This window comes from Vibrio aquimaris (assembly GCF_009363415.1).
Taxonomy (GTDB): Bacteria; Pseudomonadota; Gammaproteobacteria; order Enterobacterales; family Vibrionaceae; genus Vibrio; species Vibrio aquimaris.
The window spans coordinates 2148398-2165543 of record NZ_CP045350.1; the positions used below are offsets into that span (position 1 = coordinate 2148398).

Annotated in this window: 15 protein-coding genes and 2 pseudogenes; 3 read left to right on the top strand and 14 right to left on the bottom strand. The window is 42.7% G+C overall.

What is annotated here, in order from left to right; all coding sequences use genetic code 11:
• Nucleotides 1-151 precede the first annotated feature (151 nt).
• Nucleotides 152-1105 (top strand): tRNA dihydrouridine(16) synthase DusC, encoded by a 954-nt coding sequence (dusC, locus tag FIV01_RS09930; RefSeq protein ID WP_152430861.1) that lies wholly within the window; start codon nt 152-154, stop codon nt 1103-1105.
• Nucleotides 1106-1115: 10 nt separating this feature from the next.
• Here dusC and FIV01_RS09935 read toward each other — a convergent pair.
• The 4 genes and pseudogenes from FIV01_RS09935 to cysB all read right to left on the bottom strand — a co-directional run.
• Nucleotides 1116-1271, bottom strand: a pseudogene (locus FIV01_RS09935) (ABC transporter ATP-binding protein); the annotation flags it as partial.
• Nucleotides 1265-1558, bottom strand: a pseudogene (locus tag FIV01_RS09940) (ABC transporter substrate binding protein); the annotation flags it as partial. The pseudogenes FIV01_RS09935 and FIV01_RS09940, both read right to left, overlap by 7 nt.
• A 578-nt stretch (nt 1559-2136) precedes the next feature.
• Complete coding sequence (locus FIV01_RS09945; protein ID WP_152430862.1) at nt 2137-3327, bottom strand: methyltransferase; 1191 nt, start codon at nt 3325-3327, stop codon at nt 2137-2139.
• Between the two features lie 60 nt (nt 3328-3387).
• Complete coding sequence (cysB, locus tag FIV01_RS09950; protein WP_152430863.1) at nt 3388-4362, bottom strand: HTH-type transcriptional regulator CysB; 975 nt, start codon at nt 4360-4362, stop codon at nt 3388-3390.
• A 292-nt stretch (nt 4363-4654) separates the two neighbouring features.
• Here cysB and FIV01_RS09955 point away from each other — a divergent pair, with 292 nt between their 5' ends.
• A complete protein-coding gene (locus FIV01_RS09955; RefSeq protein WP_152430864.1) occupies nt 4655-5416 on the top strand; it encodes a DNA repair protein in 762 nt (253 codons plus the stop codon).
• A gap of 63 nt (nt 5417-5479) precedes the next feature.
• Complete coding sequence (miaE, locus tag FIV01_RS09960) at nt 5480-6256, top strand: tRNA isopentenyl-2-thiomethyl-A-37 hydroxylase MiaE (RefSeq protein WP_152430865.1); 777 nt, start codon at nt 5480-5482, stop codon at nt 6254-6256.
• A gap of 9 nt (nt 6257-6265) precedes the next feature.
• Here miaE and pyrF read toward each other — a convergent pair whose 3' ends face one another.
• The 10 genes from pyrF to lon all read right to left on the bottom strand — a co-directional run bounded on the left by pyrF (nt 6266) and on the right by lon (nt 17145).
• A complete protein-coding gene (pyrF, locus tag FIV01_RS09965) occupies nt 6266-6964 on the bottom strand; it encodes an orotidine-5'-phosphate decarboxylase (protein ID WP_152430866.1) in 699 nt (232 codons plus the stop codon).
• Between the two features lie 73 nt (nt 6965-7037).
• Nucleotides 7038-8207, bottom strand: a complete 1170-nt coding sequence (lapB, locus tag FIV01_RS09970) for a lipopolysaccharide assembly protein LapB (RefSeq protein WP_152430867.1) — start codon at nt 8205-8207, stop codon at nt 7038-7040.
• Nucleotides 8208-8232: 25 nt separating this feature from the next.
• Complete coding sequence (locus FIV01_RS09975; RefSeq protein WP_152430868.1) at nt 8233-8517, bottom strand: LapA family protein; 285 nt, start codon at nt 8515-8517, stop codon at nt 8233-8235.
• Nucleotides 8518-8742: 225 nt separating this feature from the next.
• On the bottom strand, nt 8743-9024 hold the full coding sequence (ihfB, locus tag FIV01_RS09980) for an integration host factor subunit beta (protein WP_114787216.1): 282 nt from the start codon (nt 9022-9024) through the stop codon (nt 8743-8745).
• Between the two features lie 210 nt (nt 9025-9234).
• Nucleotides 9235-10905 (bottom strand): 30S ribosomal protein S1, encoded by a 1671-nt coding sequence (gene rpsA, locus FIV01_RS09985; RefSeq protein ID WP_152430869.1) that lies wholly within the window; start codon nt 10903-10905, stop codon nt 9235-9237.
• A 103-nt stretch (nt 10906-11008) separates the two neighbouring features.
• A complete protein-coding gene (gene cmk, locus FIV01_RS09990; protein ID WP_152430870.1) occupies nt 11009-11689 on the bottom strand; it encodes a (d)CMP kinase in 681 nt (226 codons plus the stop codon).
• 139 nt (nt 11690-11828) lie between these two features.
• Nucleotides 11829-12128 (bottom strand): ComEA family DNA-binding protein, encoded by a 300-nt coding sequence (locus tag FIV01_RS09995; protein WP_152430871.1) that lies wholly within the window; start codon nt 12126-12128, stop codon nt 11829-11831.
• Between the two features lie 138 nt (nt 12129-12266).
• Nucleotides 12267-14126: a peptidylprolyl isomerase gene (gene ppiD / locus FIV01_RS10000; protein ID WP_152430872.1), complete on the bottom strand. Its 1860-nt coding sequence runs from the start codon at nt 14124-14126 to the stop codon at nt 12267-12269.
• Nucleotides 14127-14329: 203 nt separating this feature from the next.
• On the bottom strand, nt 14330-14608 hold the full coding sequence (locus tag FIV01_RS10005) for an HU family DNA-binding protein (protein ID WP_462964365.1): 279 nt from the start codon (nt 14606-14608) through the stop codon (nt 14330-14332).
• A 185-nt stretch (nt 14609-14793) separates the two neighbouring features.
• Complete coding sequence (lon, locus tag FIV01_RS10010) at nt 14794-17145, bottom strand: endopeptidase La (RefSeq protein ID WP_152430874.1); 2352 nt, start codon at nt 17143-17145, stop codon at nt 14794-14796.
• Between the last annotated feature and the right edge of the window lies 1 nt (nt 17146).

Here is a 17146-nt window from a genome sequence, read left to right on the forward strand (position 1 = left end):
TAACCTGACCAAATGACAGCGGTCACTGTTGTCTTTACAGCTAAAGCATATTCGCAGGTTTAAAGTTAACCTATAGACAAGTCTCTCAGGTAATTAGACATATTGCTGGGAAATCTCTAAAATCACGCCTCCTGTTCAAGAGACATTGTTTATGCGAGTAGTTTTAGGCCCGATGGAGGGCGTTTTAGACCATTTAATGCGAGAGATCTTAACCGATATTAACGACTATGACCTTTGTGTCACTGAGTTTGTTCGTGTTGTTGATCAATTACTGCCTGAGCATGTTTTCTACCGTTTGTGCCCTGAACTAAAGCAAGGGTCTAAAACTAAGTCAGGAGTACCAGTTCATATTCAGCTACTAGGACAAGATCCACATTGGATGGCTGAAAACGCCGTCAGGGCTGCAGAGCTTGGTGCTAAAGGTGTTGATATTAACTTTGGCTGTCCAGCAAAACTGGTTAATAAGAGTAAAGGCGGTGCAGCATTACTGCAACACCCTGACCTCGTTCATCAAGTCGTTAGGGCCTGTCGAAACGCACTTCCATCACACGTTCCACTTAGCGCAAAGATTCGCTTGGGATGGGATAATCCTAACGACTGCTTTGAGATTGTTGATGCGATACAAAGCGCAGGCGCGAATGAGCTTACAGTGCACGCTCGGACCAAAACAGGCGGATACAAAGCCAGTGAAATAAAGTGGTCTTATATCAATGAAATCCGCCAGCGCTTTGATATTCCTCTCATCGCAAATGGTGAAATATGGAATTATCAAGACGGGCAAGCTTGCATTGAAACCACAGGTGTCGATTCTCTGATGGTTTGCCGCGGTGCGTTTAATATCCCCAACTTGGGTAATGTGGTCAAGTACAACCAAACTGCAATGCCTTGGCAAGGTGTCATCAAGCTATTACTGCTTTATTCTCAGTACGAAATGAAAGGTGATAAAGGGCTTTACTATCCCAATCGTGTCAAACAGTGGTTTTCTTATCTGCGTCAAGCATACCCTCAAGCAAACGAGTTGTTTCGAGAAATAAGGACTTTCAATAAAGCAGCACCTATCGTTGAACGAATAAAGGAATACCAAAGCGCTGAACCCGCAGCATAGATTGACATAACTAGTTGAGAAGGAGACTATCATCCGATAGCTCCTCTCCTTTAACGTGAGAAAACATATCGAGTAAGTCTGTAACCTGTAAATTGGCTCTTTGTTCACCCACAACATCGAGAACAATTTCTCCCTGGTGCATCATCACAGTGCGGTCGCCACATGCTGATTCACAGGAGAAAGGTCAGAAAATCCAGTTACATTTTTCCCTGGCTGAGTCAGACTTTTGACCAATTTAGCGCCAACAGGATCTGTAACTGCAGTGAATACGACGGGGATAGAGCGAGCCGCCACAACCAAAGCTTGAGCCGTCGGTGTAGCAATTCCCACCAATACATCTGGCTTTTCTCTCACATACTGGCGTGCGATTTGCACTGCTATCGCTGGGTTGCCCTGAGCGGTTTTATAGTCAAAGTCTAGGTTTTTTCCTTGTATGTAACCCTTTGATCTAAGCATTGCCAACTTGGCATGTGTTACAACTCGTAGCGAGTTATACACACCATTCATTATTGGCAATAAGTTATAAAAATTAAAAGATTGAGATAACAATTGCAGCAATTAATTTCAGTAACAGTAAATTATGGGACGAGTCGGTTTATTTAGCGGGAGTACGTTTGGATGATGGCGAATTACTCATAATCGCCACGAGTGCCCCTTGACCTGACAGTATCATGATTTACGCGAAGCCTTGGGAGATAGAAACCTTATTTGAATGACTGAAAGGGCGAGTCTAACGGAACCCGCGAGGGTGAGCAAGGTGGTCGCAATATTGGCGTTGAGCTATTGTTGGGCTTACAAAACGGATGAATGGCGCAGCGAACAAGGCAACGGAATCAAAGTGAAAAAGCACGGTCGCTTAGCCAAAAGCCTTTTTAGGCATGGGCTGGATCTACTTCAGCAAATAGGGCTTGGCTCCTGCAGTCATCCGCTCACTATAAGAAAATGCTGCAACATGATGAGTCCACGAGCTGTGACACCCTAGAATATAGTCCTGTTCACATTGTGAGCAAGAGGTGTCGTGTACAGGGAAATTATGGTTTAACCGCTTGAATTAAAATATTTCTTGGGGTGACTTCCTCAGAACAAAAAGTCGCAAGTGATACTTGGTAACCATGTTCTTCAAGATGGAGAGCTTTATCATGCACCAGCCACATTTCTAAACTTCGACGAAAAGGCTGCTGAACCAAGTTCAAGCGCTCCATCTGCCAGTAGCGCTTAACCCCTCGAGAATAAAAATCCTCATAGGCAAGCGCTTGCGGGAGTCGCAGCTGTTTTTTATCCGCCGCCCATTGGCAAAAGACCTCAAACCCCTCCGAGAGCATAGATTTTTTGATACTAGGAATCGGTACATAATCTTTATGGCCTAAGACTTCCCTTAATATTAAGTCCAATCCTAGTCGGTAACTCATCTCAAGAAAGCGATGTCTTTTCACTCTCTCTCCACCTGTTACCGTCTCTTGTAACGAAATTCGTAGCTCAGATCGAGAGAGTTTAAGCTCAGATGACTGACCGTATGAAGACAAGGCTTGATACTTGTCATCTTGAGTAAGATGATAACAACAAGGTGACAATGTCAGCGCTGGCAAACCAGCAGCAACGGCTTTTTCAATCAAAGAAACATGCAAATCCCCACATGCATGTAAAGCAACAGCATGTTGGTTTCGAGTTAATATAGATTTAGCCTCACTGGATAAAGCATCACCTTGAACAAAGGTCATTGGCAACTTGAGGCTATCCGCCTCTCTTTGTCCTACATCACAGAGTGCTCTCTGATATTCAAAACTCGTCACTGGGTGACCACTATGGTCAGCCAGTACTCTGCCTAAAAAGCCCTTTCCCGAACACCATTCTAGCCATTCACTACCACAGTGGCACTTCAGTGCAGCCTCTCCCATAGATGCTATTTGATCCAACTTTCTGCCAGGGACTCCATTTGTAACCAAACGATCCAATTTAAGACCTTCAAGCTGGATCCTCTTTAATTGATTCAGTTTAAATGCGCAGTCCAACTTGGGGATAAAGTCACTCAAGCATTGATTTAATGACTTTGCGTCAGATTTAAGCTCTTCAACCTGCGCATTGGTTAAATCTTCAAGAAAATACGATAGTCTAGAGTCGTTCCATGGTACTACACCAAAGCAACTGACTAAAAATGGTTCAAATCGCCAAAACTCTTGATGGGTGGTAAGAAATGAATCCAGTTGTAAAAACCTTTCGTGCATACTTTTACCAGCTCAGCATAAACTATCGGGATAATTAGCAGAATGAGTGAAGCTTAAGAGCTAGCGAATCGGTAATTGTATACCTTGAAACATCTCTTCAATCTCAGCATTAGATTTTAAAGATAATGCCTGCTCGACAACAGGACGTGTCAGATGAGGCGCAAATCGCTCCATGAAGTCGTACATATAAGTACGAAGGAAAGTTCCCCTTCTAAACCCTATGCTAGTCGTGCTTGCTCCAAACAAGTGACTGGCATCGATCGCCACTAAATCTTCATCTTGATCGTTGTCCATCGCCATACTGGCTATCACTCCAACCCCAATTCCCATGCGGACATAGGTTTTTATAACATCAGCATCCGTAGCAGTAAACACAACTTTGGGTGTCAGCCCGACTTTGTTAAAAGCCGTATCTAACTCAGAACGACCCGTGAACCCAAAAACATAGGTCACAAGTGGGTAAGAAGCCAAATCCTCAATAGTTATCTTCGCCTTTTGCGCTAACAAATGGTCTTTGGGTACCACAATAGATCGGTTCCAATGGTAGCAAGGCAGCATAATTACATCTTGATACAAGTGGAGTGCCTCTGTTGCAATCGCAAAGTTCGCGGTTCCCTTAGCAATAGCTTCCGACATCTGCGAAGGAGTTCCTTGGTGCATATGCAAAGACACCTTGGGATAGCGAGCAGTAAACCCCTTGATTACATCCGGCAATGCATAACGCGCTTGGGTATGAGTGGTTGAAATGTTTAACGTTCCCATCTCCGGATGCGTATGTTCACCAGCGACCGCCTTGATACTTTCTACACGAGCAAGAATCTCTTGAGAAATACGTATGATATCTTCACCAGCCGAAGTAACTTGAGTTAAGTGTTTACCACTACGTTCAAAAATCTGAATCCCCAATTCGTCTTCTAGCAGGCGCACTTGCTTACTTATACCTGGCTGAGAGGTGTATAAGCTTTCTGCAGTTGCCGATACATTCAGATTGTGGTTAACGACTTCAACAATGTACTTCATTTGCTGTAACTTCATTTTTATTCCTGTAATCCCTTACCCAATGCCCCACGATGGACAAACATAGATTATAATATTTAGTTATAACGCCTCTTGATATAAATTGATAGCCCAAGGAGGCATTTGGATGGCTTCTAATGAGCAATTTCTGAATTGGACGAATTTTTTTGCAATCAATAACTCAAAAATTACCCATAGATCAGAGTTTTCGTTAATAATTAGCCTAAGAAACGTAATAATATAAAATAGATGCAGTGGTTCATAAGAATCGTGTATCCTTAAATGCTAGCCAACAAAAGATACGGAATTTATGAATATTGGGTTAATCATAGCTTTAGTCGCCATCTTATTGGTCTTAGTACTTGGCTATAACATCATGCTCCAGTACAAGGTCAAAGTTGAATCGGCCAAAAAGCAAGAAAGCGTGAGATATTTAGCAATGATAGATGCTACGGAAGAGCTCATCGGTCACGCAAACCACTTACCATACAGTAAAGACTTATTGGTTTGTCTCAACACCAGAATACTAGATTCGGTCCAAAGTATGTACGAACTAGACCCCAAGAATAAACAACTAGAGCAGAGACTCGTTCACGTTAAACAGCAAATCACCCAGCTGAAAAATGACAAAAGCGGCGGAGAAAGCACGACTTTCAAAACACCGAGCAGTGATAAACAAGCCATAGTGATGCTAAAACTGGTCAAGCGTTTGCGAGACACGATTCGAAGTGAACACAACAAAGGGCGTTTTGACACACAAGCCTATGTCGCTGAAAATGCACGCTTAGAGACCATTCAGGTCCGTATAAACATTGAAAACGTCCTAAAACGCGCTAATGATGCTATTGTGCGTGGTCAACCTGGGACAGCCCTTCAATTGGTGAAAAAGGGCTTAGATGCACTGAGCACAAAGAATGATAATTACTCCAATCAAGCCCGTGAAAAGCTTCAACAAATGTACGACGACCTAGAGCAAAAACGCCAGTCCAAAAGTGCTGAAGAACTGCATCAGATGGAAGACGAACGTAAAAACGATATGGATGAGATCTTTGGAGAAAAGAAAAAATGGTAATATAATTGTCAGGCTTAGTTTACCGAAGGTCGCTTAAGCGGCCTTTTTATTTTTGAAAAAGTGATGACTGATTTAAATAGCTACAATGATTTACTGGAACCTATATATGGGTTTCTTAAGTGCACTACACCTGAGTCGTGGATAAATGAAGCCAAGCGACCTGAGAACCTAAATACCATATTAATCGATCACCTAATGTGCGAGCTTAAAGCTGGGCAATCGGCTATGTATCTAATTCGAAAATATGCAGTAGACACGCAAAGTACCCAAAACTTACTCGATTGGTTCAAGCCTTATGAAGACTTTGCCTACCGAAAAATAGGTAACCTCGAAACGCTTAGAGGTAAGAGCAGCATCTCCAAAGCCATCATAGCAAAATCAACGTCACCCTATAGCCAAGATCTGATAGATAAAATGGTCATGCTAATCAAAGAAGAGCTGCACCACTTTTACCAAGTTCTTGAAATAATGGATCAGCGCAATATTGCTTATGAGCCAGTCCAAGCCAGCCGCTACGCTAAAGGACTACTTTCTCACATGGCTACTCATGAGCCCCAAGCGTTAACCGATAAGCTAATCATTGGTGCTTACATTGAGGCTCGTTCTTGTGAACGCTTTGCCAAACTTGCTCCCCACATGGAAGAGGACATTGCAAAATTTTACATCTCATTGCTACGTTCAGAAGCTCGTCATTACCAAGATTACCTAACCTTAGCTGAGGCTATCGCTGGAGAAGATATCACACAAAGAGTCGCGTATTTTGGTCAATTAGAGGCTGATTTGATTTCCAGCCCCGATAATGACTTTAAATTTCACAGTGGTGCGCCGTTAGCACGCTAAACAAGAAGCTTAATATCCTAACGTTCGATTTATCTCTGCCAGAACGTCTGCGGGGTGAGGAGACTGAGTTATGGGGCGACCAATAACCAAATAGTCAGACCCCGCCTCTATCGCATCAACGGGCGTCATAATGCGCTTCTGATCGCCAACCTCTGCTCCTACCGGGCGAATGCCAGGTGTTACCAAGTTAAAAGACTGGCCTAATGTACTTTTGAGCATACGAGATTCTTGAGCAGAACACACTACGCCGTCTAAACCTGAATTTTTCGCAAGAGTAGCTAGGCGAACAACATGCTCTTGCGGTGCAACATCAACACCAATACCCAATAGATCCTGTTGCTCCATACTGGTTAACACAGTGACCCCTATTAGCAGTGGACGTTCTTTCCCGTATGGTTCGAGAATATCTCTTGAAGCCTGCATCATGCGTTCACCACCACTTGCATGTACATTCACCATCCACACTCCAAGTTCAGCTGCGGCACGTACCGCTTTAGAACAAGTATTTGGTATATCATGAAACTTAAGGTCCAAGAAAACCGAAAAGCCTCTTTGATGTAACTGCTTGACAAAATCAGGACCAAAGAGCGTAAACATTTCCTTACCAACTTTGAGGCGACATGACGCAGGATCAATTCTGTCTATAAACTCAAGCGCATCTGCTTGGTTGTCATAATCCAATGCGACAATGACTTTCTGGTCGATCATTTCATCTCCTAACACATTTTTCTTGTTACTAACAAAATGCAGCTAACGGATAACCCTGATAGCTGCATTAAAATCATTCTCCATCCAATCCTCGGATTGGCTTAATCGTCCCCCAACCTTTACAAGAAGGGCAGTGCCAATACATAGAATGCGTCGAAAATCCGCACTTACGGCATCTGTAGTGAGGCTTGATCTTTAACTGCTCTCCCACCAACTTTTGTAACGTTTGAAGACTGGCTTTAGCTCGCCCTTCTTCCGCTTCACTCAAATGGTAATCCATCAGACGATAAAAACCCTTCATGGTTGGGTTCTTAACCAATTGGCGTGTAAGAAGTTCTTGCGCCGATCCAGAGTCTTCATGTTGAGCGACCATTTGGGCAAGCATTAACTCAGCCGAAACACCTGCTTTGGCTGCTATACACTGGCGCAAGAAATCCAATAACTCTTCTTCTTGGCCAAGGTGATGGTAGCATTCAGCCAGCGTGGGCAGAACTTCACTGACAAAATCTATGTCTTGCTCAAGTACCATTTCCATATACTTGATGGTCTTTTTGTAATCTTCATTTTCTAAGTACAACTTGCCAAGTGCAATACTCGCCCTAGCACACTTAGGATCTTCAGATAAAGCGCGTTTAAAGTGTAAAATTGCACGATTGCTGTCACCTTCGGCCTGCTCTTGCATGGCGAGCTCACACCAAAAATGGGCTATGTTGCTTCGCATCCGCTTGCGGCCAAGCTTAACTAGTTGAGACGCATATTGAATCGCTTTAGACCATTCCCTTGTTTGTTGGTAAATAGCGACCAACTGTTGCAAAGCTGCTTCTTTATGCTCAGGCTCATCAACCAATTGTTCAAAGATTCTCTCTGCACGGTCGAGAAAACCTGATGCCATATAGTCTTTAGCAAGCTGTTGAAGGGCTATATTTTTTTGCTCTATGGTTAAACCGGATCGTGAAATTAAATTTTGGTGGATTCGTATGGCGCGATCGACCTCTCCTCTCGAGCGAAACAAGTTACCCAAAGCTAAATGTGTATCAATCGTTTCGTTATCGACTTGAAGTAATTCGATAAAATGATCTACCGCCTTGTCAGATTGATCGGACAAAAGCAGGTTCAGGCCCGTCACATATTGACGAGAAATCTGATTTGAGTGTTTCTGCTTGTCTTGCTGGGCACTACGATTACCCATGTACCAACCGTATGCTGCGGCTATCGGTAAAAGCAAGAAGAGTATTTCTAACATTGAGTTAAAAGCTTACCTGTAAACTTTATTTGGCTTTAACCTGTTCAGGTTGATTATCATCGGTAGGTGATAATTTCTTCACCTGCTTTTTTAGCTTACGTATCTGTAGTTGGGAACGCAAATGAATACCACCAAACATCGCCCATGCTAACACGAAACCACTCACGAAAATGACACCTAATAGAGTGGAAAGATGAAAATTTCCTTGTGCAATTAAGTAATTGAAGTTAACTACTTCTTGGTTTTGAGAACCTAAAGCCAATGCAATAAGAAACAAGGCCAGCATTATAATAATCTTTACAATTTTCATATCGGAGCACCTAGGTGAGTATCTGCCGATATGATTATGCAGTAAATCCCGTAAACAAACCATGCCTATTGTGGAATTTCCTCCCTGAATAACCATATATACGAAAAAATTAAGATAGTAGGCTTTATGTGTGTTGCCACTATAATAAAATCTGTTTATTCAGGAGCTAGTAAGATAAAAAAGCGGCATACGTTTGTATGCCGCTTTCAAGAAACAGGGGGGCATTTAGCCAATATTAACTCGTTCACGCAGCTCTTTACCTGGTTTAAAGTGAGGAACATGTTTCCCATCTAGCTCCACTTTTGCTCCAGTTTTAGGGTTACGGCCTACCCGAGGCTCACGATAATGAAGAGAAAAACTACCAAATCCACGAATTTCAATTCTATCACCAGTTTCTAGTGTCGAAGCCATATGTTCCAATATGTCTTTCACAGCATCTTCTATCTCTTTAGCTGAAAGATGGGTTTGCTCGGCGCAGAGCCTTTCTATCAGTTCAGACTTTGTCATAGTTTCCCTCGTAGAGTATTTTATCACTTATTATAGTAAGTAATACCAATTCCAACAAACACTTGGTAACTATTCTAGACATAAAAACGACGCTTTGCTTAGTGAAGAATCGTATTTTTTGAGTCACTTGATGAGATTGGTATTAAAACTATTTTAGCTCAATTGATAAAAAAGGAGCCATCAGGCTCCTTTTTTTATAAAGGAGAGTTATTACTCGCCTTTAGCCGCTTTGAAAGCATCAGCCATTGCGTTACCAAACGAAGCTTCATCTGCTTTGTTTAGAGTTGCCATCGCTTCTTGCTCTTCAGCTTCATCTTTCGCTTTAACAGATAGGTTGATTACGCGATTCTTACGGTCTACACCAGTAAACTTCGCTTCAACGCTATCGCCAACGCTTAGAATTAGAGAAGCATCTTCTACACGGTCACGAGAAACTTCAGAAGCACGGATGTAACCTTCTACACCTTCTTCAAGCTCGATAGTTGCACCTTTAGCGTCTACTGCAGTAACAGTACCGTTAACTAGAGCACCTTTCTTGTTGTCAGCAACATAAGCATTGAATGGGTCATTTTCCATTTGCTTAACGCCTAGAGAAATACGCTCACGCTCTGCATCTACAGCTAGTACAACTGCTGAGATTTCGTCACCTTTCTTGTATTCACGTACTGCTTCTTCACCAGCAACATTCCATGAAATATCAGATAGGTGAACTAGACCATCGATACCACCTTCTAGACCGATAAAGATACCAAAGTCAGTGATAGACTTGATCTTACCAGTCACTTTATCGCCTTTAGCCTGAGCTTCAGCGAAAGATTGCCATGGGTTAGCTTTACATTGTTTTAGGCCTAGAGAAATACGACGACGTTCTTCGTCAATCTCAAGAACCATAACTTCAACTTCATCACCAACGTTAACAACTTTAGATGGGTGGATATTCTTGTTAGTCCAATCCATTTCAGAAACGTGAACTAGACCTTCTACGCCTTCTTCGATTTCAACGAAGCAGCCGTAGTCTGTTAGGTTAGTTACACGACCAGATAGCTTATGACCTTCTGGGTAACGCTTAGCGATTGCTACCCATGGATCTTCACCTAGCTGCTTAAGACCTAGAGATACGCGAGTACGGTCACGATCGAACTTAAGAACTTTAACTTGGATTTCATCACCAACATTTACGATCTCTGAAGGGTGCTTAACACGCTTCCAAGCCATATCTGTAATGTGTAGAAGACCGTCAACACCACCTAGATCTACGAATGCACCGTAGTCAGTTAGGTTCTTAACGATACCTTTAACTTCTGCACCTTCTTGTAGTGACTCAAGAAGTTCATCACGCTCAACGCTGTTCTCAGATTCAATAACTGCACGACGAGAAACAACAACGTTGTTACGCTTCTGATCAAGCTTGATAACTTTGAACTCTAGCTCTTTGTTTTCTAAATGAGCTGTGTCGCGAATAGGACGAACGTCTACTAGTGAACCTGGTAGGAAAGCACGGATACCGTTTAGTTCAACAGTGAAGCCACCTTTAACTTTACCGTTGATGATACCAACAACAGTTTCAGCTTCTTCGTAAGCTTTCTCAAGAACAATCCACGCTTCGTGACGCTTAGCTTTCTCGCGAGAAAGTTGAGTTTCGCCAAAGCCGTCTTCAACAGCGTCTAGCGCTACATCTACTTCAGAACCAACTTCTACTTCTAGTTCGCCAGCTGCATTCTTGAACTGCTCTGCAGGGATTGCAGACTCAGATTTAAGACCAGCATCAACAAGAACAAAACCGTTCTCGATAGCGACTACAGTACCTTTAACAATTGTACCTTGTTGAAATTCGGTTTCATTTAGAAACTCTTCAAAGAGTTGAGCAAAAGATTCAGTCATTTATTTAATCTTCAATAAATTAAACGTCCACGGGTATCCTACCACATGGGGTTATTAGCTTCGCTGATCATCATCCATGCGACCAACGTCCTTACTTGGCAGTTTATACTACCAACTTAGATTCGATATATTGTAGCGCTTTTCCTACTACTTCGTCGATAGTCATGGTAGTAGAATCAAGTAAGAGCGCATCATCTGCAGGCCGCAAAGGCGCCACAGGGCGATTGCGATCGCGGTCATCACGCTCTTGTATTTCGCACAAAAGGTCGCCAAATTTAACATTTATACCTTTATCTTGCAACTGTTTGAACCTTCGATGTGCGCGCTCTTCAGCACTCGCATCTAAGAATATCTTGGCTTCTGCGTGCGGAAATACAATAGTCCCCATATCTCGGCCATCAGCAATTAGACCTGCGCCAATGGCAAATGACCTTTGACGGCGAAGTAAAGCTTCACGAACCCTTGGGAAAGCAGCGACTTTTGAAGCAGCCATGCCTGTCTCTTCTTTACGTAACTCTCCAGAGACGTCTTCGCCTTCAAGAATTACTTTGACCAACTCACCCTCAGCAACAAACTGAACGTCTAAATGAGTAGCTAAGGGAACCAATGCATCCTCTGATTCGAGATCGACTCCATGGTGAATTGCTGCTAGAGCTAAAACTCGATAGATGGCTCCCGAGTCTAGTAGTTGGAACCCTAGCTTATTCGCCAACAGCATACAAAGAGTACCTTTACCCGCACCACTTGGTCCATCAACAGTGACAACTGGCGTATGAGACGACATGTATTACTCCACATTAATTGAAAGCAACTGCACCAGCGCAGTTTATCATTTGGCGTAAAATTATAGTGGTTCTCATCTAGCTGTACCAGAGGTAATAAAGGTAATTCAATTAAAAAGGAGCGCTTAGCGCTCCTGTATCTCATAATTGGATACGAGTTCGGTTTTTGTCTACCAGAGAATCTCCTATCCCCTTAACTTGAGCCAAGTCCTCAACCCGCTGAAATGGCCCATTTTCATCTCTGTACTTAACAATTGCTTGCGCTTTCTTCAGACCTACTCCACTGAGAAGGGTCGCCAGTTCATCAGCTTGAGCGGTATTAATATTTACCGTAATTTCTATCTGTGAATATTTTTCATTTGTTGGCGCATTCTGCGAGTACACAATTGAGCTGTAGCACGCCAATATTACTAAAATAGTGGTCGTAAAGTTACGTATCATAGAGTTTTCTCCTTAAATTTAATCAAGCACTAGATACGATAATTCATATCAGACTAGACAAAAGGAGCATGTCACTAAATTGAAAAGGGCTGCGAAAGCAGCCCTTGGTATCAATACTATCAGTTTCATCCAGCAGTGTTACTGGGTAACCGCATAATATTTGATGTCTGTTGTTTTACGAAGAATACTGATTAGTCCAGATAAATCCTGCTGAGCATTCATCTGAGTCAATTGAGTACCAATCTGTTGACTGTACTGCTCATCCACATCAGATTTCACCTCAGTCAATTCTACGACAATAATGTCGCCATTAAAGTCTTTGGCTTGACCAAACTCGGCTTGACCTTGTTCTGGTTTCTTCATTGCGAAGACAACTTCAGCAAGAGGGGAGCTACGATCAATACTTTCTGAGTCGCCAAATGCAAGACCATTGGTCTTCATTAAGTCTTGACTGCCTTTCTTAAGATCAGCGACAAGACTATCAGCCAGCTCTATCGCGCTTTGCTCTCCTTTCACTTTAGATAAAGACGCCATAACTTGTTCACGAACTTCATCTAGGGGTAACACTTTTTCTTCACGTGTATCTTCTACACGAACCACAACTACGTGTTCGGGTGCTACTTCGATAACTTCTGAGTTAAGACCATCTTCTTTTACTTCAGGGCTTTGAATTGCTTGTAATACCTCAGGCCCTTTCAATAATTCAGGAACATCCGATTCAGAGACAAAATCCGTGGTGTGAATCTTAGCGTTGATCGTTTTAGCAGCATCATCAAGAGCATCTGGATATTCAAAAGCTACTTTTTCCAATTTGCTCTGCAATGCATAAAATTGGTCAATCGCTTCTTGATCTTGCAGCTCTTGTTTTATGTCTTTAGCAACCTCTTTATAAGGCTTGGTAACAGAGCCCTTGAGCTCATCCAATTTTATGATGTGGTAACCAAAATCTGATTTGACCAAGCCCGTTACATCTCCAACCTTTTTCAAAGCAAATGCCGCTTTTTCAAACGCTGGGTCCATGACATCACGCTCAATCCAACCCAAAGAGCCACCTTCTGAAGCACTACCTATATCATCAGAACTCTCTTCAGCCAATGCAGCAAAGTCACCACCTGAGTTTACCTTATCTAGAATTGTCTTCGCTTTTGCTTTGTCGTCACCTTCAACTAAAATGTGACTTACTCGGCGTTGTTCCTCTGAGGAATACTTATCTAGATGTTGCTGATAATATTCTTCTGCCTGCTGATCAGAAATCTCAATCGCGTCTTTTAATTGCTGAGCTGACAACTCAATATAAGAAAGTTTGACCTGCTCTGGACGAGTGTATTTGTCAGAATTTTGCGTGTAATAATCATTAATTTCCTCTTTGGACAGTTCTGCTTTGGCAGCAAAGTCTGCAAGTGACAGAGTGACTTTCTTAATCTCACGTGTTTGAGTCAGCAGTTTACTTTGAGCTTCCACTTCACCTTCTAGAGTAAAGTCACTGCCCTGTATAGCACTCAATAATTGGTTTCTGACTAAATCACGACGTAAGTACTCAGCAAAGCTATCAGGGCTGAATCCAGCACGACGCAAAGTAGCTTGATACACTTCTTGGTCGAATTTCCCTTCAACTTGAAATTGAGGCATATCCACAATCATGTTTCTAACCTGTTGGTCACTAACACGTAAACCTAACGATTGAGCGTGCTGTTCTAGAAGCAGATCATTAACCATACGATCAAGCACAGACTTGCGGAAAGACGCAACATAGCTCGGATCGGCCAGCAAGTTTGAGAAGTAATCGCCAAGCTGAGCTTGCATGCGGTTTCTCTCATTCTGGTAAGCTTGTTCAAACTCACCACGACCAATTTCAGTATTACCAACTTTCGCAGCAGAGTTGTTACCTCCACCTACGATATAGCTGCCTACACCGGCAAACACAAAAGACAGGATAATAATCCCAAGGATAATTTTAACCGCGATGCTGCTTGCGCCCTCGCGTAATCGATCCATCATAATTTAAACACTCTCCACGTGCAGTCCGTTCTAGTTAAAGCGAAAACTATCACGACATACGTTACAAATAAAAATCAGATAGCGCGATGATATCAGAAAAAGAAATGCGCATCAGTATGATGCGCATATTTTAAAAAGGTTCGATAGAACTGCCGATATTGGCTATTTTTCAACTAATAATCTGCATTAAAGACCAGCAGGCTTTAGTTGCAAGAATCTTTCAGCGCTTTACCTGCTTTAAAAGCGGGTACGTTAGCTGCCGCAATTTTGATTTCTTCACCAGTCTTTGGGTTACGACCAGTACGAGCCGCTCGAGTGCGTACACTAAATGTACCAAAGCCCACTAAAGCGACCTGATCACCGGATTGAAGTGTATCACCCACTGCTTCAATAAACGCGTCTAGTGCGCGACCTGCTGACGCTTTTGAAAGGTCAGCGTTTTGTGCAATTTTTTCTACTAATTGTGTTTTATTCACTGTAATTCCCCTTTGCGCCACCAATGGTAATTTTTAAAGGCAGCTTTCGTTCCATTCCAATTTAAAACTAACCTCATCCCTTACCCAACAAGGCCTGAGGCTATGTGGGTAACGTTAGCTCTCAAAAAAAAAGCTGACAAGCCTTTTTGTGCTTATCAGCCTACTCTTTTATTTATTTTTGCTGCACATCACTATTTTAAAGCAGCAATTTCGACACCTGACGGGTCTTTTTCTAAAGCAACCTTAAGGACATCATCAATCCATTGCACAGGTATAACTATGAGATCGGCAATGACGTTATCTGGGATTTCTTCCAAATCTCGCTCATTATCTTTCGGGATAAGTACTGTTTTGATGCCACCTCTATGTGCTGCTAGAAGCTTTTCCTTTAAACCACCAATAGGTAACACTTCTCCCCGCAAAGTGATCTCGCCTGTCATTGCCACTTCTGCTCTCACAGGGTTTCCTGTCAAGCTTGAGACTAACGCTGTGCACATAGCAATACCAGCGCTTGGACCATCTTTAGGCGTTGCACCTTCAGGAACATGAACATGGATATCGCGTTTCTCGTAGAAGTCATTATTGATGCCTAGTCTATTCGCTCGCGAGCGAACAACCGTCATTGCAGCCTGTATAGACTCCTGCATAACGTCCCCTAACGAACCTGTTTGCGTGAGTTTTCCCTTACCAGGCATAGCTTCGGTTTCGATCGTCAGTAAATCACCACCGACTTCTGTCCAAGCAAGCCCTGTCACCTGTCCAATACGATTACTATCGTCGGCTTTTCCATAATCATGGCGTTGAACACCCAAGTAATCTTTTAGGTTGTCCATGGTCACTGTGACAGTTTTCAAACTGGTATCGAGCAAAATATTTTTCACTGCTTTACGGCAAACTTTTGAAATTTCACGCTCTAGATTACGAACACCTGCTTCACGGGTGTAGTAGCGGATAATACCAATAATGGCTGAGTCTGCGATTTCTAGCTCATCAGGCTTAAGCCCGTTACGTTTAATCTGCTTATCAACAAGATGGCGCTTAGCGATATTGAGCTTTTCATCCTCTGTATAACCAGACAGGCGAATCACTTCCATACGATCTAGTAGAGGCCCAGGAATGTTCATGGAGTTAGAGGTTGCCACAAACATTACATCTGATAGGTCATAATCGACTTCTAGATAATGGTCATTGAATGCATTGTTCTGCTCGGGATCAAGCACTTCAAGTAATGCTGACGACGGATCACCACGCATATCCGAAGACATTTTATCAATTTCGTCGAGTAGAAACAGTGGGTTTTTCACCCCAACTTTTGACATTTTCTGTACAAGCTTACCTGGCATTGAACCAATGTAAGTTCTGCGGTGACCGCGAATCTCAGCTTCATCACGCACGCCACCTAACGCCATGCGTGTGTACTTTCGACCTGTTGCAGCAGCAATAGAACGTCCGAGGGAAGTTTTACCCACACCCGGAGGCCCAACCAAACATAGAATTGGCCCTTTCAGTTTATTGATCCGGTTTTGCACAGCGAGGTATTCAAGGATACGTTCCTTAACTCGCTCAAGACCATAATGGTCTTCGTTTAGAACCTCTTCAGCTTTAGCAAGGTTCTTTTTCACTTTCGAACGTTTGAACCAAGGAACCCCTAGCATCCAATCAATGTATCCACGTACTACTGTCGCTTCCGCAGACATTGGAGACATCATCTTAAGCTTTTGCAGTTCTTGCTCAGTTTTCTCTCTGGCTTCCTGAGGCATTTTTGAGTCAATGATTTTTTGCTTAAGTGCTTCAAACTCATCAACGCCATCCTCAGTTTCACCAAGTTCCTTCTGGATAGCCTTCATTTGCTCATTGAGGTAGTACTCTCGCTGAGATTTTTCCATCTGCTTCTTCACCCGAGTACGGATACGTTTTTCAACTTGCAGTAAATCGATCTCAGATTCCATCTGCCCCATCAAAAACTCTAAACGTTCTGTAATATCGAGAGTTTCTAGAACAATTTGTTTATCCGAAAGTTTGAGAGGCATATGAGCTGCAATGGTATCGGCAAGGCGAGCGGCTTCGTCAATGCCATTGAGTGACGTCAATACTTCTGGAGGGATCTTTTTATTCAGTTTAATAAAACCTTCAAACTGATTGATCGCGCTACGAACAATGACCTCTTCTTCCCTTTCATCAAGCTCAGAAGTCATTAAATATTCTGCATCTGCTGTAAAGAATTCTTCTTCAGCAAATCTATGTATTTTTGCGCGTTGCTGGCCTTCAACCAACACCTTAACGGTTCCGTCAGGGAGTTTGAGTAATTGAAGAATGGTCGCAACCGTGCCTACGCTGAATAAATCATCTTTAGTTGGTTCATCAGTTTCCGCTTTTTTCTGCGCAACCAGCAGTATTTGCTTGTTGTTATCCATCGCAGCTTCAAGGCAAGCGATTGACTTTTCACGTCCAACAAACAAAGGAATTACCATGTGCGGGTAAACGACTACGTCTCTTAGAGGTAGTACAGGGATCTCGATACGTTCGGAACGTTCCAAGTTCATA